Origin of the sequence: Mesorhizobium sp., from assembly GCF_041661565.1 — a bacterium.
In the GTDB taxonomy this organism is placed as follows: domain Bacteria; phylum Pseudomonadota; class Alphaproteobacteria; order Rhizobiales; family Rhizobiaceae; genus Mesorhizobium.
In genome coordinates, this window is sequence record NZ_JBAZUD010000097.1 from 1 (window position 1) to 19,498 (window position 19,498).

The 19,498-nt window shown below is 61.6% G+C and carries 13 protein-coding genes and 1 pseudogene; 3 read left to right on the plus strand and 11 right to left on the minus strand.

Annotation, left to right across the window (positions count from 1 at the left end):
* Window positions 1-9: 9 nt before the first annotated feature.
* From WC739_RS17085 to WC739_RS17105, 5 genes and pseudogenes are all read right to left on the minus strand, one after another.
* Window positions 10-3,480: an AAA family ATPase gene (locus tag WC739_RS17085; protein ID WP_372954203.1), complete on the minus strand. Its 3,471-nt coding sequence runs from the start codon at window positions 3,478-3,480 to the stop codon at window positions 10-12.
* Window positions 3,477-4,736: an exonuclease SbcCD subunit D gene (locus WC739_RS17090; RefSeq protein ID WP_372954204.1), complete on the minus strand. Its 1,260-nt coding sequence runs from the start codon at window positions 4,734-4,736 to the stop codon at window positions 3,477-3,479. The genes WC739_RS17085 and WC739_RS17090 overlap by 4 nt, the downstream gene beginning before the upstream one ends.
* A 294-nt stretch (window positions 4,737-5,030) precedes the next feature.
* A pseudogene (locus tag WC739_RS17095) lies at window positions 5,031-5,305 on the minus strand (SOS response-associated peptidase family protein); the annotation flags it as partial.
* Between the two features lie 242 nt (window positions 5,306-5,547).
* Window positions 5,548-6,312 carry an SDR family oxidoreductase gene (locus WC739_RS17100; RefSeq protein ID WP_372954205.1) on the minus strand — a complete coding sequence of 255 codons (765 nt, stop codon included), beginning with the start codon at window positions 6,310-6,312 and terminating at the stop codon, window positions 5,548-5,550.
* An 8-nt stretch (window positions 6,313-6,320) separates the two neighbouring features.
* On the minus strand, window positions 6,321-7,520 hold the full coding sequence (locus tag WC739_RS17105; RefSeq protein WP_372954206.1) for a mandelate racemase/muconate lactonizing enzyme family protein: 1,200 nt from the start codon (window positions 7,518-7,520) through the stop codon (window positions 6,321-6,323).
* A 147-nt stretch (window positions 7,521-7,667) separates the two neighbouring features.
* On the opposite strand from WC739_RS17105, the gene WC739_RS17110 reads away from it, so the two are divergent.
* From WC739_RS17110 to WC739_RS17120, 3 genes are all read left to right on the plus strand, one after another.
* Entirely contained in the window at window positions 7,668-8,426 is a 759-nt protein-coding gene (locus tag WC739_RS17110; protein ID WP_372954207.1) for a GntR family transcriptional regulator, read from the plus strand.
* Window positions 8,427-8,509: 83 nt separating this feature from the next.
* Window positions 8,510-9,493, plus strand: coding sequence for a TRAP transporter substrate-binding protein (locus WC739_RS17115; protein WP_372954208.1), 984 nt, complete (start codon window positions 8,510-8,512; stop codon window positions 9,491-9,493).
* Between the two features lie 68 nt (window positions 9,494-9,561).
* Window positions 9,562-11,427 carry a TRAP transporter large permease subunit gene (locus WC739_RS17120; RefSeq protein ID WP_372954209.1) on the plus strand — a complete coding sequence of 622 codons (1,866 nt, stop codon included), beginning with the start codon at window positions 9,562-9,564 and terminating at the stop codon, window positions 11,425-11,427.
* Window positions 11,428-12,897: 1,470 nt separating this feature from the next.
* On the opposite strand, the gene WC739_RS17125 is transcribed toward WC739_RS17120, so the two are convergent.
* From WC739_RS17125 to WC739_RS17150, 6 genes are all read right to left on the minus strand, one after another.
* Window positions 12,898-13,998: a tartrate dehydrogenase gene (locus tag WC739_RS17125; protein ID WP_372954210.1), complete on the minus strand. Its 1,101-nt coding sequence runs from the start codon at window positions 13,996-13,998 to the stop codon at window positions 12,898-12,900.
* Between the two features lie 323 nt (window positions 13,999-14,321).
* Window positions 14,322-15,212 carry a carbohydrate ABC transporter permease gene (locus tag WC739_RS17130; RefSeq protein WP_372954211.1) on the minus strand — a complete coding sequence of 297 codons (891 nt, stop codon included), beginning with the start codon at window positions 15,210-15,212 and terminating at the stop codon, window positions 14,322-14,324.
* A 1-nt stretch (window position 15,213) separates the two neighbouring features.
* On the minus strand, window positions 15,214-16,065 hold the full coding sequence (locus tag WC739_RS17135; RefSeq protein ID WP_372954215.1) for a carbohydrate ABC transporter permease: 852 nt from the start codon (window positions 16,063-16,065) through the stop codon (window positions 15,214-15,216).
* A gap of 194 nt (window positions 16,066-16,259) precedes the next feature.
* Window positions 16,260-17,585 carry an ABC transporter substrate-binding protein gene (locus tag WC739_RS17140; RefSeq protein ID WP_372954212.1) on the minus strand — a complete coding sequence of 442 codons (1,326 nt, stop codon included), beginning with the start codon at window positions 17,583-17,585 and terminating at the stop codon, window positions 16,260-16,262.
* Window positions 17,586-17,620: 35 nt separating this feature from the next.
* Complete coding sequence (locus WC739_RS17145; RefSeq protein ID WP_372954213.1) at window positions 17,621-18,703, minus strand: ABC transporter ATP-binding protein; 1,083 nt, start codon at window positions 18,701-18,703, stop codon at window positions 17,621-17,623.
* Between the two features lie 398 nt (window positions 18,704-19,101).
* On the minus strand, window positions 19,102-19,392 hold the full coding sequence (locus tag WC739_RS17150) for a hypothetical protein (protein WP_372954214.1): 291 nt from the start codon (window positions 19,390-19,392) through the stop codon (window positions 19,102-19,104).
* Window positions 19,393-19,498: the final 106 nt, after the last annotated feature.

Sequence of the window (19,498 nt, forward strand, 5' to 3'; positions counted from 1 at the left end):
AAGCCAGTGTCATCCGAGCTCGTGGATCGTCACGCCCGGGACAACCGTCTTGGCGATTTCACACAGGTGCTGGTGATGCGTCAGGTAGATCACCTGTCCGGCACTTGCCATTTCGCCAAACAATCGGAAGACCTCCTCCGACCGGACATGGTCGAAGGTCTCCATGATGTCGTCTGCGATGAACGGCACGGAGGGCCGAAACTGCGCAAACTCGTAGTACCCCGCAAGCCGAAGCGCCAGGTAGAGCTGAAAGCGCGCCCCCTTCGACAGCGCGTCGGCGACCTTGGACTGCCCGTCGCGCTGCAATGCGATGAGCACTTCCCCACCTTTGACGGGCTGGGTCGTCAGGCCCGAATACTGGCCGCGCGTCATAAGCGCGAATGCGTCCGATGCGCGCTGCATCATCCCGGAGCGGTGACGTTCGCGGTAAAGACGCAGAGCATTTCCCGCCGCCATTATTCCCAGTTTCAACTCAAGATAACGGACGGCCTTTTCCTCGATGTCCAGAAGGATGGTGCGCCGTTCGGCATCCATGCGGGCAACAGCGGCGTCGCCGCCGATGGCGTCCAGCCTGTCGCCCGCGCGCGTCTGCCGAATGAGCTGTTGCTGCAACGCTTCGTCAAGGTCGCGAAGCCGTTGCTCGACTTCGGCCTTCTCGATCGCGAGACTGTCTGGATCGACAGCATCCAATATCGAACGCGCCTGCTCGAATCCTTCTACCGCGAGCCCGGATGCCACCTGCTCCTCAAGGCCGGTCACGGCTGAGCGCAGGCGATCCCTGTCGCGCAGCAGTTCGTCGCGTTGCACGACGTCGGCCAGGGTGGCGACGCCAAAGACGTCGAGGACCTCATTCTTGCGGCGCTCATGTGCCGCAATCTCGGCATCGATGATCTCACGCGCATCCTGCAGGCGCTGCAGGTCATTGACGAGGCTTGCCCTGACCTCACATGTGCGCTCGGCGCGCTCCAGGCGCTCCGCAAGCCGGATGGCCAGCTGCTCCGGGTCGCCGTCATCGGCCGCCTCGCCCGCTTCGGCAGCAAGAGCGCAGACCTCGACCAGGAAATGGTCCCTGTCGGCTTCCATCTTGTCGATGCGCAGTTGCATGGCGTCCCGGTCCTGAAGACATCTGGACAGTTCAGCCAGTTGATCGAGAACACCGCCGACACCCGGCGCCGAGATCCCGTTCTCGAGCCAGGTACCCTTGAGTGCTTCGGCAACGCTTGCCAGCCATTCATCCTCACGCCGCTCCGCGACTTCGATGGCGCGGCGCCTGGCGGCCAGATCCTCCTGCCTTGCGCCGACAGTGTTGAGCGCCTCGGTGCGCTCGGCGTCCACCTTGAATTGTCTCTCAAGGAAAAGCTCAGCCATGGTCATGACTGCTTCCAGGCTGCCACCAGGATCCGAACCGACGCCGACGCTTGCCAGCGCGCCGCTCAGCTCGAGGCGTATCTGGCCCTCCTCATCAGCCGCGCGCTCGCTCTTCCTGCGCGAAAGCTCGATCTCCTCCCAGGCTGCGAGCGCAGCGCTGCGGGCAGCAATGCGATCCTCGATCAGTTCGATCAGCTGTTCGGGGGATGTTTGCGGGATTTCGCCAAGCAGGTTTGTTGCCGCGGCGCGAATGTCCAGGACCAGCGTTTCCAGATCGGAGCCGATGCGGGCAAGCTGGTCGCGCAGATGCACGATGGTGGCCGCGGCTTCAACAAGGTTGCGGCGTGTGCTGCGGATCTCGACGAGCTCACGAGCGTTGGCCAGACGGCCAGCCGCGATGCTGTCGTCTCGGGCCAGTGCTGCCGCGAATTCATCCGCCGTATCGCTCGTCAGGTCATGGCGATGCCTTGCCCAGGCCTCGTCGCGGACACGCCGGATGGCGCTCGCCGCATCATCGTCGGTGACGTCGACCGAGGCGCGAAGGGCATCCAGCCGCGCCGAAAGCAGATCGTGATTGCCTTGATGCTCGGCAAGCCGTTCGCAAACGACCCTCCTGCTCTTCCCCAGTTCCGCGGCCTGCGCCTTCCACGCGCCAAGCTGTCCGGCATTCGCGACGGCGATCCTGGCCAATGCCTGGGCATCTCCCGCCCAGGGATGCAAGCGCGCGATTGCGGCCTGCCATCGAACTGCTCCCGCATCCGCCGCCTCGCGCGCCGCCTTGGTGTCCCGCACGTAGCCGCTGGCCCTGGCGGTAGACAAGGCCGAGGCCAGCCTGGCCCTGGCAGGCTCGGGAACGGCCCGTTCTTCGCCGACCCGCTCGTGTGCCGCCTGCAGCGCAGCAGCAGCAGCCGCGGCCTCGTCGCGCGCGACACGCACGCCGGTTACGATGCCGGATCGCTGCTCCACCATGGTGCGCACGGCGCCGATGGTTGCAGCAGGCAAGAGCAGCCTGGCAGGATCCGGCTCGGACGACCTTCCCAGTGCGGCAAGGCAGGTCGCCACGGCATTGTCGAGAATCTGCAGTTCAGTCCTGCGACTTGGCAGGTCCAGCCCGGCCGAGACGTGGCGCGCCTTGCGGTCGGCCAGGCCGCGGACCCGCTCGGAAATCGCAAGGATGACCGCGTCGACTTCGACCGAGGCGATCTTCGTCGTCACCCGCTCGAGGTCGTCGACGCTCGCTGTCAGTCGCGTTCTCAGACTGGCGTCGTCATCGATTGTCTCCGTGATGCTACCCGTCCAGTTCCGTGTCGGTGATGCGGTGTCGGGCAACTCGGCCAGTTGGGCCTGCTTGCGTCGGATAACGGCTAGGATCGGCAACGCGCGCAGATATTTCGCGATGGTGTCGAGCCGAGCCGACAGCACCGACCGTTCGGCCAGGCTGCGGTCGTATTTCTCTGTCGCGTCGAGGCGCTCTGTCTCGAGCGTTTCGAACGTCGACGCCAAGGTATCGACCGCCTCCCGCTTGGACTTCAGTTCCGCAAGCCGCTTCTTGAGCAGCGCAAGGTCGGTTGCGTGTGCCTGCTTGCGATAGAGCTTGTCCGCCTCGGCCTCGAGCAGGCTCAACGTATCGCTTGCGTGGCCGAGGCCGGCGCTGGCCGTGAACAGCAGCTTGCCCAGGTCGCCGCGCGACTCCAGGATTGATTTCCCGCCTGCTTCCAGCGTTTCGTCGTCCAACGAGAACATGGTCTCGTATGCGTCGCGCGACAGGCCGGCGAGATGCGCCGATATCGCCATCTCGCTGACCGCTTGGCCAGCTGCGTTCAGCAATGAGTTGGCGCGCTGCTTGGTGCGCGTGAATGTGTGCTCGGCGCCGCCGAGTTCGAGCACCCCGCCGATGCGCATGGCGCCGTACTCATGCAGGAAATTGTAGCGGCTGCGCTCCTCTATGCCGAACAGCAGGTCGAGATAGCCGGAAAGTGCCGTCGACTTGCCGGCTTCGTTCAGGCCGAAGACGATATGCAGGTCGGGACCCGAGTCGGGTTTTGGCCCGAAGTCGATCGTCCCGTCAGTGAACTTGCCATAGCGGATCAGATCAAGTCGCCGCAGCCTCATTGCGACCCACCGGCCTTGAGGCGGGCAGTGACGAGGTCGGCGCCGTTGGCAAGCACCCTGTCAAGGAACAGCTCAAGCCCGGCCTCGTCCTTGCCGGCGAAATCGCGCCCGTCAGGCGGAAGATCCGCGATCATCTTCTGGACCAGCGCCCTCGCCTCGGCACGGAAAGCTTCCGAGCCGGCATCGGCGCGCATGGACTGGGCGAGCTCGAAGACCGGATCCGCGACCCCTTCGGACGTTTCGGCCGCGGCTGGAGCAACCTCGAGCTCAAGCTTCTCCACCCAGGTGTCCCCGGTGTGTTCCGCGGCCTGCTCGGCTTCCGCGAGCAACAAGTCGCGGTCTCGGATCAGCGCCCACGACAAGGACGATGCTCCGCTCAGGCTTAGACGGACCACGACATGACGGGACCTGGCAGAGGCGCGCGCCTCTTCGAGCGCGGTGCGGACGCGGCCGACGACTTCGGACCACTCCACCGTTTCGGTCAGGTCGACGCTGGCCCGCTCGAATTGCGCGATACTGGTCAGCCGCTCCTCGATCTCGACGCTGCGGTCATCGCGGATCGTCACCAGGGTGACGGATTTCTCGCCTGCCTCATTGATGTCCCTGCCCTGTGGAATTCCCGGCATCACCACTGTGCTCGCTCCGGGATGGGCTTGGCGGACATGGATGTGGCCCAGCGCCCAGTAATCGAAGCCATGGCTATGCAGGTCGGCAACGCTGCATGGGGCATAGACGTCGTGGCCTGGCGATCCGGCCAGGCTCGTATGCATGATGCCGACATTGACCGCGCCTTCGCGCGCAGCTGAATACTTGGGAAGCAGGCTGTCTGGCGCCTTGGGGCTGGCAAAGCTCAAGCCATGGAACGCGACGTCGAGGCCGCCGGCCGTGTGCAGCACGCACTGGGGACGGCCACCGAAGATCGTGACGGTGTCCGGGAACACCAGCTGCTTGGAGATCCGCGACAGGGCGTCGTGATTGCCGCGGATCTTGAAGACCCTGATGCCGGCCTGGTGCAGCCGTGTCATCTGTGACGCCAGGAAGCGCGCCGTTTTCATCGACGTCTGGTCGCCATCATAGAGATCGCCGGCAATCACCAGCGCATCGACACGCTCCGCCAGGCAGAGATCCACGATCGAGATGAACGCCTGACGGCTGGCGTCTCCGACGAGTTCGGCAAGCTCGGGGTTTCGCATCGCCAGCGAACGCAGCGGCGAGTCGAGATGGATATCGGCGGTGTGAACGAATCGAAATGGCATGGGATTGGCTCCGGTCCGAGCATAGGCTGTCCAATCGCGGGCAGTTTCAAGTGGTGCGATGTGAGTTGAACGTAGGGGATATCGCCGCGGACACGCTGTGTCGTATAGTTGGTAGGCCCGCAGGGCGCACTACGATCGTTGAGTTGTTGATTTCGTGCGCCGAAACCAAATTCGTCCAGTATCCTTCCGTCTGGTTCCGCGGCGCCCCTGACCCAGGCACGCTTTTGAAACCGCGTACGTCAAAGCCGATATACCCCTCCATCTTCCTCGCGGAAGTCCTAGGCGCGCTCTGGGGCGGACCATTTCAACCGACAGCGAGTTGGCCGGAAGCGGCTGTAGAAGCTCAGCTTCGGGCTTCGTCAGGCTGAGCCACGCCGCCCAGTTCCCCGGCTGAGGACCACGATCTGTCGGTTGTGAACAGGCGCCACATCCGGCCCGGGCTCAGTCGTCAGCATGGTGAAGGTCGGGGGCTTGTTGCCCGCACCCTCACGCCAGAGGCCAGCGATAGCCATGAACGGCGCACCGTTGAGGGTGAAGCGGTGCTTCGCCTTGGGATACTTGGTGCCTGAACTCAGTCATGTGGACGGGCGAGTTTTTGTTGTCGCCGATGGTCGTCGCTAGGTCCGCCGTGCGGAGCATTCAAAACGAGCGCAGCACGGCGGACCTTTCGCGATGTATGTCTGCTTTCGGACCCGGTGCTGACCTGTGTGGACCAGCCATCAACGTGACGCCATGACCCAAAGCAGGCGGTGGGCACCGGCCGACCAATGTCCGCAAATAGGAACCACTCAAGGGGTTTTGCAAGCGCCACTCACAAGACTGAAATCATGCCGCCGTCGACATAGATGATCTGACCGTTGACGTAGTCGGACGCGCCCGAGGCCAGAAAGACGGCGGTGCCGATCAGTTCTTCCGGTTTACCCCAGCGCCCCGCCGGCGTCCTGCTCTTCACCCAGGCGTCGAACTTCCCATCACTGACGAGCGCCTCGTTCATATCGGTCAGCATGTAGCCGGGGCCGATCGCATTGGCCTGGATGCCTGATTTCGCCCACTCGGCGGCCATGCCGCGCGTGAGCATCTTTATGCCGCCCTTTGCGACGGTGTAGGGGATGACAGCGGCACGTGCGAGCTCGCTGGTCAGCGAACCGATGTTGATGATCTTGCCGCGCCCGCGCGGGATCATGCGGCGCGCCGCCTCACGCCCGACGAGGAAGGCGCTGGTCAGATTGGTGTCGATCACGCGCTGCCAGTCGGCGAGCGCCAGGTCGAGCATGGGCTGCCGGTGCTGGATGCCGGCATTGTTGACGAGGATGTCGACCGCGAGTCCCTCGGCGTCGAAGCGGTCGAAGGCCTTCTTGACCTCCGGCTCGTCAGTCACGTCGAAGGCGGCTTCGTACACCTCGCAGCCTGCGGCGCGCAGTTCGTCTGCGGCTTTCGAGAGGCTGGAGCCACCAGTCCGGCTGTTGAGGATGAGCCGTGCTCCGGCCGCCCCGAGCCCTTCCGCGATGGCGCGGCCAAGGCCCCGAGAAGAACCGGTGACGAGAGCGGTGGAACCGGAGAGATCGAACAGGGTCATGTCAGGCCTCATAGTTCGGATTTGCGGCAGATGAGATCGGAGCGCTCATATACCGCCGGAAGCAGGTCGAGCCCGAGCCCAGGACCCTCCATCGGCAGCACATAGCCGTCCTTGATCGTCGGAACCACGGTGACCAGTTCCTTGTACCAGCCGTCGTAGAAGGCGCGGACCGATTCCTGGATCAGCGTATTGGGCTGGCTGAAGGAGGCATGAACCGCGGCAGCAAAGCCGACAGGCCCGGTGCAGTCATGCGGGGCGAAGGGGCGATGATAGGTGTCGGCGAGCGAGGCAATCTTGCGTCCTTCGGTCAGGCCACCGGTCCAGCACAGGTCGACCATGACGACATGGGTGGCATCGCGATCGAGCATGTCCTTGTAGGGAAAGCGCGAGCCGAGAGTTTCGCTGGCGCAGACCCAGACATCGGTCGAGGCCGCGTATTCGGCCAGCGCCTGCGGCGAGTTCATTCGGATCGGATCCTCGTACCAGGTCGGCTGGTAGGGTTCGACCGCGCGGGCGATCTTCTTCGCGGTCGGCAGGTTCCAGAGCGAATGGAACTCGACCATGATTTCCATCTTGTCGCCGACGCGGTTGCGGATCTTCTCAAAGGGTTCGATGGCCTTGTTCATCTGTTCGGCGCTGATGAACAGACCGCGGTTTTCCTGCGCTGCCGGGTCGAAGGGCCATATTTTCATGGCAGTGATACCGCTTTCGAGCAAGTTCTCGGCAAGTGCGCCCGCATCGGTCATGAAAGCTGCAAGATCTTCATATGGACCCTCGTTGCTGCGCAGGTTCCAGGTGTCGACCGGCCGGATATTCTTGTTGCGCACGTAACCATACCCGGCGCAGGTGTTATAGACGCGCAGCCTGTCGGTGCAGAGGCCGCCAAGCATCTGATGCACCGGCTGATCGCAGACCTTGCCAAACAGGTCCCATAACGCGATGTCGATGGCGGAAGCGGCGCGATATTCGACGCCCGTCGACGCCTGCGCCATCGGCAGGTCGGTCATGATCCGATTGAGTGCTTCGATGCGTAGGGAGTCCTGCCCAAGAAGACGACCCGCCAGCGTGTCGTGGATGTGAGCTTCTACTGCGCCGGCGCCATAGAAGGTCTCGCCTAACCCGATTGTGCCCTTGTCGGTGTGCACGCGCACCCACAGGACGTTGGAGAACTCCTCGGTGCGCAGGGTTTCAAGCGCGGTGATCTTCATGGTCGAAATACTCCTCCCGATACCGGCTATCGAAGCCGGCAACCGTCAATCCTTGGATGCGCAGCAGCATAATTGCTGTTGTGAAATATCACAATATGTCATAAGCCTTTTTGCAGGGAGTTGGAACGCCATCTTGGGAGGATAGGCATGGCTGGCAAACGAACAGCGCCGAAGCTAGTGGATTGGCAGGCGGCGGAGGATGCGCCCCGGCGGCAAAATTCCAGGAATCTTTTCGAGCTCGCTTATGAGAAGATCGAGGGGTTGATCATCAACTGTGAGCTCAGGCCTGGCAGCCGCCTGTCGATCCAGGAGCTTCAGAACCTCTCCGGTTTCAGCCGCACCCCGGTCCATCAGGCCGTCGGCAGGCTCGCGGACGACACCCTGATCGTCGTCCATCCGCGTCACGGACTGGAAATCGCGCCAATCGATCTTACTCGTGACCGGACGCTGCTCCGGCTGCGCGGTGATCTGGAGCGGTTTGTCATCCAGCTTGCGACTGAACGCTCGCAGTCGACCCACCGCAATCAAATGCTGCATATGTCCCGTGTGCTGCGAGAGCGGCGCGAGACATTGACGGTCGATGCCTTCAACGTTCTGGACCGCCGCATTGACAAGCTTATTTTATCCGCCGCCGCCGAGCCATTTCTTGAGCATACGTTGCGTCCCCTGCACACGATCTTCCGGCGGATCGGTTGGATTCATCACACCCAATTGTCGGCCACGGGTGGCCTGGCCGCGGCTATCGATTGCCATCTGGCGATCCTCGATACCGTGGCAAACCGCCATGAAGATCGGGCGGTGAAAGCCACCAACAACCTCATCACGTTTGTGGAAAGCATGTTCGAGGCGATCGAGAGGGAGGTGGATCCCTCGCTTCTCGACGCCAGCCTCGCGCCGCTGATCTGAGCCGTGAAGGTCGCGGGTAAAAGGTGAACGACCCTATGCCGCAACCTTCTGCATTCCGAAAATCTAGAGAGGAGAAACTAGACGTGAAATCAGCCCTTGCCTTGATCCTTTCCGCCGCGCTCGCATCGGCCGCCTTGTCTGCTACGGACGCGCTGGCCGCCAAGTTCACGGCCAAGCTCTCGCTCGACGTCCAGAAGGGTAATCCAAAGGAAGTCGCCGCCGAAAGCTTCGCCGAAGCGGTGCGCCAGCGCACCAACGGTGACGTCGACATCAAGATCTATCCTAACAGCCTGCTTGGCGGCGAAGCCGACGCGGCGCAGGGAATCCGTTTGGGCTCCGTGCAGATGGGCGTTCTCACCAGTTCGGTCCTGACGTCCTGGGTGCCGCAGGTCCAGGTTCTCGATCTTCCCTTCCTGGTGACGTCGGATGTCCAGGCGGTGGCGATCAACGGCCCACTGACGGAGCGGCTTGGTCCGAAGTTCGAGGAGCAGGGGTTCCACTTGCTTGGGTTTTCCGTCAACGGCGCCCGCAACCTGATGAGCACCTTTCCGATCGACAAGCCCGACGATGTGAAGGGCAAGAAGATGCGCGTCATTCAGAGCCCGCTTTTCGTTGCGACCTGGAAAGCGGTCGGCGCAAATCCTGTGCCGATCCCGGCACCTGAAATCTACAACGCGCTGCAGACAGGCGTGGCCGACTATTTTGACAACACGGCCTCCAACTACCTGACGTTCAAGTTCTATGAGGTCGCACCGTATTACACGAAGATCGATTACATCTACGCTTTCGGGACCTGGGTGGTGGCGGACAACTGGTGGCAGAAGCTGCCTGACGGCTACAAGGCCATCGTGACGGAAGAAGCCGTCAAGGCCCAGAAGGAGTTGCCGGCGCTGCTCGATAAAGCAGACAGCGCAGCGCTCGCCGAAACCGAAAGCAAGGGCGCCAAGATCAAGACGATCGAGGACAAGGCGCCCTGGATCGCGCTGATGGAGCCGGTGCAAAAAGAGTTCGCGGCGAAGATCCCCGATGCCGACGCGCTCATCAAAGTCATCCAAAGCACCAAATAGGCGTTTTCGGGCGTCGGCTCCATGACCGGAGCCGTCGCTCACCATCATTTTCGGTCGGGAGGAAGGTCATGGAAGGTCCAGACAGCGTGCAGACCACGGCGGTTGGCCGCGCCTCTTCTGTTGGGGCGCAGTTCGAGCCCGTGATTTCTCTCATCGAGAAAGCCATGGGAGCCGTCAATTTCGTTGTGCTGGTTCTCATGTCGCTTTCCGTGCTGGCGGGCGTGGTCTCACGCTATGTCTTCAACGACTCCTTTTCCTGGACGGAGGAATTCTCGGTCTGGGCCTTCACCTGGATGATCTTCATAGGCGCGGCGATGGGCATCCGCCAGAAGCGGCATGTCGCGGTCGATTTCGTCCCGGAGTACCGCGTTGCGGGATTCCTGCGGGACGTCATTGTAGCGCTGACCCTCATCATGCTGGCGTTCGCGGGCTACCGGCTGGCCACCCTGATCGGCGGCTTGAGCATCACCCTGCAATGGCCGAACGCCTACCGCTTCGGCGTGATCCCCACGACCGCCGCGATCGGACTGCTGTTCGCGCTGTTTCAGGATGGAGACGGCCGCACCCTGCTGCGCAACGCTGCCGCCATCGCCCTCGCGGCGGTCGTCTATCTCGTGATGGACAACTCGTCCTTCCTGCCGTTTGTCAATATCTCACCCAGCCTTCTGATGACGGTGACCTTCTTCGTCTGCCTCTTTCTCGGCGTGCCGGTGGCGTTTTCGCTGCTTTTCGGCGCATTCCTGACGACCTGGGGCGCCGATATCATCCCCGGTCCGGCCGTGGTGCAGACTATGGCAAGCGGCGCGACGAACTTCCTGCTGCTTGCTATCCCCTTCTTTCTGACGACCGGCTATCTGTTCGATCTCGGCGGCCTGTCGTCCCGGCTCATCGATCTGGCCGCCGCCCTTGTCGGCCACCTCCGGGGCGGGCTGGCCCACGTCAATATCCTGAACAGCCTGCTCATCGGCGGCATCTCCGGCTCGTCCGGTGCGGATGCCGCCAGCACGACCAAGATCATCGTCCCGCAGATGGTTAAGCGCGGCTATTCGCCGGCCTTTTCCTGTGCCGTGACCGCCGCAGGCTCGATCCTTCCCAACGTTGTGCCGCCGGCGATCGCCATGCTGGTCTACGCCTCGGTCGCCGACGTCTCCATCGCCAAGCTCTTCATCGCCGGCTACGTGCCCGGCGTGCTCATTGCAATCGCCATGATGACGACCGCGTATTTCGTTGCCCGAAAGCGCGGCTATGAAACGGCATCGGCCAGGGCACCGTTGAGCACCGTGGGCAAGACGTTCCTGCGTGCATTGCCGGCGCTGTTCATCGCGGCGATCATCATCGGCTGCATCCGCTTCGGCATCACCACGGCGACGGAAGCGGGTGCGATCGCGCTGTTCTGGACCTTTATCCTCGGCAAGTTCGCCTACCGGGAGTACACTTGGAAAGCCTTCTACCGTTCGCTCGTCGAATGCGCGACGGATTCGGCCCTGATCGGCTTCCTGATCGCGGCGTCGATCCCGTTCGCCTGGGTTTTGATCGCCGAGCAGATTCCCCAGCAACTGATCGAGTGGATCGGCGTCGGCGGCGAGAGCAAGCTGCTGCTCCTGCTGATGATGAACGCCACACTGTTCGTGGCCGGCATGTTCCTCGACCTGACACCGGCCATGCTGATCCTGGCGCCTTTGTTCCTGCCTCTGATGAAATCGGTCGGCATGGACCCGGTCCAGCTCGGCATGATCATGATCATCAACCTGCAGATGGGCGGATTGACGCCGCCGGTCGGGATTCTCGTGTTCATCTCGGCCCAGATCGCCAAGGTCTCGCCGGTCAAGGTCTTCCGGGAGGTCATGCCGTTCTTCCTTGCCGGTGTCGTCGTCCTGGCCCTCGTCTGCGCCTTCCCGGTCCTGACGCTCGGCCTGTGGGATCTGATCGAGTGATCTCTCGGTCTGGCCCGATCCGACACCCACAGGCGACGCCGTGATATCTGTCGCAGCATCGGCGAGTGTATGGTCGAGCGATCCGGCGACGGTGCCAGCTGGAGCTCGGCTATGCGGGCGACACGTTCCATACTTTGTGGGCTATGCGGGCGCTTTTGCCTGAAGATGCGACAACCGACTTCGTCTGCGCTTTCGGTGCCGATCCGCTTTCGGACCGGCAGATCGCCTTCATGGCAGCAAACAAATTCGGGGTGAGCCTTGCATCGCACTCTATGTCTCGTCGCGGAAATCCTTCATGGAGGCTTGGCGAAGGATGTCCTCACCCTTGAGCGTCTTCACCGGTTCTCGGTTCCTGGATAGACAAAAGAGCGTGCCACTCGCATCCGACCTTGTTCGGACGACTTCACCTGCGTGGGGGGTAAAGCCGCTCGGCCACTTACTGATTTTTCGCCCCGGCCCCAATCGGTGCCTTTATGTCAGAGCGATAGGACCAGCGCCTGACCCAAGTGAACGGTCCTTTGCAGACACTTTTCAGGGGTCGGCTTTTCGGTATTTCGATCCAGATCGTGCACCGGTACGCCTGTTTCCAATCGGCAAGTATCTTATCGTACGCCACGACGATGGCTTGCCGCCCGTCAACGCGCTCCTTTCGAAGGCGCTGGCAATTTCCGTTGATAGGCGTTCCGTCTGAATTTAGCTCGCTGCCTGCTTTTGTCTGCGCCCAACGCTGGAAGGGCTGGCTTCGCTTATATACAGCCCCGCCAGAGGAGACCGTCTCAACATGCCGATGAACGGGGAACTCACCACGACTTGAAAAATCGTCCGTCGTTTGAACAGCAGCCTCCCTAAACATCGCTGTATTGCCTATGTGTAACAGTCCGCACGCGCCTTGCATTTCGACGGCATTTGCCACCGATGACGACGCGAAGACCGTCAGGCAAGCCGCCATTGCCGCTACGCGGATCCAGATGCTCACTGAGCCCCCGCTTTTTGATGCCTGGACGTGCAGTCTTCAGCCAGCGCGCCATTTCCCGAGAGGGATCATTGCAGTGCCGGCGAAAAATCTCAATCTACCGGCACCTGTGGAAATCGTGAAAACATCGCTACGCCAAGGGTTTTCGGGCCCGACGTCGGGCGCCAGAGCGAAGCAGATCACGTCTACAGCTGCTCAGCATGCGAACGGGATCTCCGGCATGTGATGTGGCATTTGAAGCCGCCGCTCGAATGGCCGTTGTCTGCAAGCAAAACACGATAAAGCTTGTGAAATCAGATATTTGCTAGTTCAATCCTTGCGCCACAGCTCGCAGCGCTGCTGTTTGTGCGCGACCGTTTGGTAAAAGCTGTCTTCGGACACTTTGCGCAACCCTTTCGCCACGGCCTTCGCACGGTGTGCGTCATTTGCAGGCGAGTCACCTACGATAGCGACCCATGCACGGGCTGGCTTCGGTGATTTTCCCCACCTGTATGTTGTCAAACTGCCCGTCGGCGATTTTTGGGCGGCTCGTTGAAGCCAAGTGCCCCGATCACAGCGGCCGTGACCGCTGCCGTGCTCGCAGTACCACCAAGATCCGGGCTAAGAAACTCTGCGCGGTCGGTGACGGCCTCGATGGCCACCATAAGGCGATGTGCCGCGGCCACCTCCCCGAGATGGTCGAGCATCAGGCTTGCTGTCCAGAACGATCCAATAGGATTTGCAATGCCTTTGCCGGCGATATCAAAGGCCGAACCGTGGATGGGTTCGAACATGGACGGATGCCTGCGGGACGGATCGATGTTCGACGTCGCGCCAATGCCAAGGGAACCACCAAGCGCGGCAGCCAGATCGGAAAGGATGTCGGCATGAAGGTTGGTCGCTAGGACCGTGTCGATACTGTCGGGCTTATTGACCATTCGCTGGGTCATCGCGTCGACCAGCATCCAGTCGACAGTCAGACCGGGGTAGTCGCAAATCACCTCGCGAACAACATCGTCCCAGAGCACCATACCATGGCGCTGTGCATTCGACTTTGTCACCACGGTCAGCAGCTTTCGGGTCCTTGACGAGGCAAGGTCGCAGGCAAACCGGGCGATCCGCTCGATGCCGGTGCGGGTAAAGATAGCCACATCCAAGCCGACCTCGATCGGCAAGCCGCGATGGACGCGGCCGCCGGCGCCAGCATATTCACCCTCGCTGTTTTCGCGCACGATCACCCAGTCTATCTGCCTGCCGAGTTCGGGCCGCAGCGGACCGGTCAGTCCAGGCAGGAGGCGCGTCGGCCGCACATTGGCGTACTGGTCGAACCCTTGGCAGATGGCCAGGCGCAGACCCCAAAGCGTGATATCGTCGCGGAGATCAGGGTCGCCGACCGAGCCGAAATAGATCGCATCGAAGGCCTTAAGCTGGTCAAGGCCATCGCGCGGCATCATGCGGCCGTTGCCGCGATAGTAATCAGAACCCCAGTCGAAGCGCTTGAAATCGAAGGCAAGACCCGGTTCGGCACCAGTCAAGGCTTCCAGTACCTTCACCCCGGCCTCGACGACCTCCGGTCCAATACCGTCACCACCGATGACCGCGATCTTATGCGAGGACATTCCCAGGCTCCTTTTCGATGACAGCGACTATAGCGCCGGTCATCCCTTAGGCATCGGCGGTGCCCAGGCATATATTGCCGTTCGCGTTTGCGTGTGGGCGCGCAAATCTTGTTCCGTCATACCGTCTCTGGTCATTCCGTGGAGGCGCTCTCGACCGGACGCAGCGCAATCGCTCCAATCCAGCCTGGATCACAAACAAGCCAAAAGTCGATTCCCATATCTCGGCAGGCTTTAGCACGAGGTCGATTAGGTTCGTTGAAAAGGATACCAAGCTTGCGGTGCTTCACCCGGCGCACTGTCGGAAGGCGAGCCCAGCAGAAGCCTCACTCCTTCACCGCCCCTGTCATAGACGAGACGTAGTGTTCAACAAAGAATGAATAAAGCACCACCACCGGCAGCGAGCCGATCAGCGCGCCTGCCATCAGCGCCCCCCATTCATAGACGTCCGAGCGCACGAGTTCGGTAAGAACGCCGACCGGCACGGTCTTGTTTTCGGACGACTGGATGAAGGTCAAGGCGTAGATGAATTCGTTCCAGGACAGGGTGAAGGCGAAGATGCCCGCGGAAATCAGGCCCGGCACCGACAGCGGCAGCACGATCTTGGTGAGGATCTGCCAGCGGCTCGCTCCGTCGATCAGCGCGCATTCTTCCAGTTCGAACGGGATCGAGCGGAAGTAACCCATCAACAGCCATGTGCAGAACGGGATCAGGAAGGTCGGGTAGGTAAGGATCAGAGCGAAAGGCGTGTCGTAAAGGCCAAGGTTGAACACCATTACCGACAGTGGAATGAACAGGATTGAGGGCGGCACGAGATAGGCCAGGAAGACCGCCAGCCCAACCTGGCGCGCCCCGGAAAACCTCAAGCGTTCGATCGCATAGGCCGCAAACACCGAAGCAAGCAGCGACAGGAAGGTGGCGGCGGTCGAGATGATGATCGTGTTGAGCAGCCATCCCGGATAGGACGTCTCGAAGAGAAGGTAGCGGATGTGCTCCAATGTCGGATGCACGACCCAGAACGGGTTGAAATTCTGATAGTCGGTCATCTCCAGATTGGGTTTCACCGCCGTGATCGTCATCCAGTAGAACGGAAAGAGGAGCACGATGACGAACACCAGCAGCGGCAGATAGACGGTCACGACGCGCCGGGGCAGGCTCTGGAGATAGCCCATGCCGCCCTCGTCTGTGTCCGGACGGTTGCTTTCGATCGCGGCCATGTCAGTCTCCGCCGCCCTGCTGCCATTTGCGGCGCTGCAGGCCGAAATAGCTGAACAGGATCGCCGCCAGCAGGAACGGGATCATGGCGACCGCGATCGCGGCGCCCTCGCCAAGCTGGCCGCCGGAGATGCCGCGCTGGAACGACAATGTCGCCATCAGATGCGTGGCATTCACCGGCCCGCCCCGGGTCAGCACATAGATCAGCTGGAAATCGGTGAAGGTGAAGAGCACCGAAAACGTCATGGTGATGGCGATGATGGGCGTCAGCAACGGCAACGTCACGTAGCGGAACAATTGCCAGCGGCTGGCGCCATCGAGCGTTGCGGCCTCGTAAAGCGACTGCGGAATCGTCTGCAGGCCGGCAAGCAGTGTGATCGCCACGAACGGAATGCCGCGCCAGACGTTGGCGGCAATGACCGACGCCCGCGCGTTCGTCGGATCGCCGAGGAAATTGATGCGATGGTCGATGAGACCCATCTGCTGCAGGGCCCATGACAGGATCGAGAACTGGGCATCGTAGATCCACCAGAAGGCGATGGCCGACAGCACGGTCGGCACCACCCATGGCAGCAGGACGATCGCGCGGAAGAACGATTTGAAGGGCAGGTTCTGATTGAGGATAAGTGCCAGCCAGAGGCCAAGCGCGAATTTCAGGATCGAGGCGCTGATCGTGTAGACCAGGGTGTTGAACACGGACAGCCAGAAGACGGCGTCGCTCCAAAGGTACTCGTAGTTCTCGAGGCCCACGAAGATGCCGGGGCGGCCGATGCGGGCATCGGTGAAGCCTAGCCAGATGCCGAGGCCGAGCGGATAGGTAAGAAAGACCAGCAGCAGTGCCGCCGCCGGCAGCATGAAGCCGAAGCCAAGCGCGTTCCGGCTCTCGGACCAGCGCGATAAAACCCGCGACAGGTTCGAAGAACGCGGCTGAATGGCAGCTGACGGCACGGCCATGGGCAGGCTCCTGTTGAGGTCTTATCAATCGGCCGGAACAGCCTTGGCGCAGTCCGAAGCCAGCCGGGCAGCCGCGCTGCCCGGCTGAGCCCGGCTCAAACGCGATAGTAGCGGTTGGCGCGCTTCTCGGCCTCTTCCATCGCCTCTTGCGGTGTCGCCTGACCGGTCACGGCCTTGGCGAACATATCGACCAGCACATAGTCGGCCATGGTCGCGGCCGAGGCATAGCCGAGCGGCCCGGCATAGCCATTGGGTCGCAGCGTCGCCGAGGCTTTCGCGTAGGCGGCGTTGTTGGGGTCGGCCGTCCACACGGGATTGTTGTCGAACGCCTTGAGCGTCTGGCAGCAATAGCCGGCCGAGGAGGTGATCCAGTCCGACATTTGCGGGTCCTCGAACATGAACTGCAGATAGGCTTTGGCAGCGTTCGGGTAGGGCGTGTAGTCGAAGATCACGGCCGTGGTCACCTGGAACAGCTCGACGGATTTCCCGATGGGTCCGATCGGCAGGTTGGTCGTGCGGATGTCCTTGGCCATTTCGGCCAGTTTTGGATCCTTGTCCTTGTTGATCTTAGCGGTGTTATAGGCAGAAATCCCATTGGCGATGACGCTCAGCTCTCCCGCCAGGAAGGCGCGGTTGTTGTTGACATCGAGCCAGCTTTCGGTGCCGGGAATGAAGGTCTTGTAGAGTTCCTGCGCGTATTCGATCGCCTTCAACGTCTCAGGGCTGTTGATCGTTACCTTGCCGCTCTCGTCGACCATCTGACCGCCATGGCTCCACAGCAGCCAGTGCGCGTAATTGTTGCCGTCGCCGACACCATGGCCGTGCGTGAAACCGGCCGGATGTCCCTTCGCCTGCAGCGCTTTGCAAAGTTCGAGGAAGCCCTTCGTGTCTTTCGGAAATTCCGAGAAGCCAGCTTCCTTCACCCAGCTCTCGCGATAGACGATCGCATTGCCGATGGTGGCCAGCGGCAGGCCGATGAATTTTCCATCCCGGGTTGCGTATTGCTTTGGTCCGTCATGCCAGCCACCGTACTTCGAGCCGAGATATTCGCCGAGCTCGGTGACGTCGTGCAGCTTGTCGGGATATTGGTGTGGATCGTCAAACCAGACGAACATCAGGTCGGGGCCGGACCCGACATTGGCGGCGACTGCTGCCTTGGGGCGAATGTCCTCCCAGCTTTCCTTGTCGACGCGGACCTGGACACCGGTCGCTTCGGTGAATCGCTTGGTGTTGGCCAGCCATTGATCCTCGTCGCCTTGAACGAAGGGGGACCAGCGCAGCAGCCTAAGCTTGGCGCCGTCCTCGGGTTTGTATTTTGGTCCCTCCTGGGCGAAAGCAGGCGAGCCGACGAACCGGCTTCCCAAGGCACCGGCCGCCGCAGCGGCGGTGGTGCGGATTACGTCGCGTCTGGTGAACTTCATGCTTACCTCCTCCTGTCGATTCCTCGTGGTGGTGCTTATTGCCTGCTGCGCGTTTCCAATCGTTGCCCGGTCTCGGCGTTGAAAAGGTGAATGAGTCCAGGCTCGGCGGCGAGCTGGATGGTTTCGCCCGGCGTGAAAGCATGGCGCTCTCGAAAATTGGCGACGATCTCGTCACCCCCGGAGGTACGGCCGATGAGCTGCACCTCCGACCCGGTCGGTTCGACCACCACGACGGTGACGGGGATGCCTTGATCGGACAGCCGCAAGTGCTCGGGCCGGATCCCCAGCACCACCGGCTGGCCATTGCCAATGGAAAGTGCCGAGGCCAACGGGACTGAAATCCCCCCGGCGCCGCGAAAGGTCGGCGAGCCTTCGGTGGCGATTTCGCCCCTCAGCAGGTTCATGGCCGGCGAGCCGATGAAGCTGGCGACAAAGAGATTGTTCGGCCGATCATAGAGTTCCAGCGGCGGCCCGATCTGCTCGACGATGCCGTCGTGCATGACGACGATCTTGTCGGCCATGGTCATGGCTTCGATCTGGTCGTGGGTGACATAGACCGTCGTTGTCTTCAGGCGCTGGTGCAGCTCCTTGATCTCGGCGCGCATCTGCACCCTGAGCTTGGCATCCAGATTGGACAGCGGCTCGTCGAAAAGGAAGACCGCCGGATCGCGCACGATCGCCCGGCCCATGGCGACGCGCTGGCGCTGGCCGCCGGAAAGCTGGCGGGGATAGCGCGACAGCAGCGGCACCAGCCCGAGGATCTCGGCAGCGCGCTGAACGCCGGCAGTGGTCTCAGGTTTCGCGACGCCCTTGAGCATCAACGAGAATGCCATGTTCTCGGCGACTGTCATGTGCGGGTAGAGGGCATAATTCTGGAAGACCATGGCGACGTCGCGTTCCTTGGGCGCGACGTTGTTGACGACACGGTCGCCAATCGCGATCTGGCCGCGCGAAATCTTCTCCAGGCCGGCGATCATTCTGAGAAGAGTCGATTTTCCGCAGCCCGAGGGCCCGACCAGCGTGACGAATTCACCGTCTTCTATATCGACGCTAACGCCGTGGAGAATTTCGACGGTCCCGAATGACTTGTACACTTCGCCAATTGCGACAGACGCCATCAATTTCCTCCCGAATGTTTCCTACGACGTCGTCGAAGGAAACCGCTTCGTGTCTGGTCCGCGACAGCCCCAGGCTCCCCTCCCCGGCTCGCCAGACCTGGAAACGGTAGCGCTACCAGACCGGGCTGTAAAGCGTTTACTCCAACCGCAGGTTGATCCGCCGATTTCCTTGATCTTGATCGAGGCGAGTTGGCTGTCGGCGCGAGGCGAGAGGCCACGGCGGCAGCAATAGCTTCGGGGCGCTACCTTCTGACATATGCCGATCCACCGTAGCGAAGGCATGTTCTAGAGAAAACCTCTGCCGCTGCTAAGCTGCCCCATGTGGACCAAGAGAAGATAAGCGCCGAGCTGGACGTCCTGCGGGAGTTCATCGATTTCGTTAACCGGCAGGTTGGTGTCTACTGCGATTGCCTTTCCGGCTTCCAGGCCAACAAGGTGCGGAGCGGCAGATACCGGGTGTCCAAAGGCCCACCAGTCGCCGCATCGTGGATGGGCAGCCGGTGGTTGCCTATGTGAGCGTCGAGGATCCGAGCCGGCCCGATATCGTCCATCATCGTATTATTCGGGCCGATGAGTTCATCGACGTAAACGCCGAAGGAGCCTTGGAGGAGCAGCAGATTTGCTGAACACCCGGCCAGCGAGCGTGCCGGATGGATACAGACGAACAAGGAACGTTTGCCGAAGCTCATGGGGGATCAAAGCGAAGTGGGACGGCGGGGAGCGCATCCGGGTGAAAAACTGCCTTCCGTTTCGTTACTTCGGTCTCCGTCCGAAAAGCAATTTGTTGTCACACTC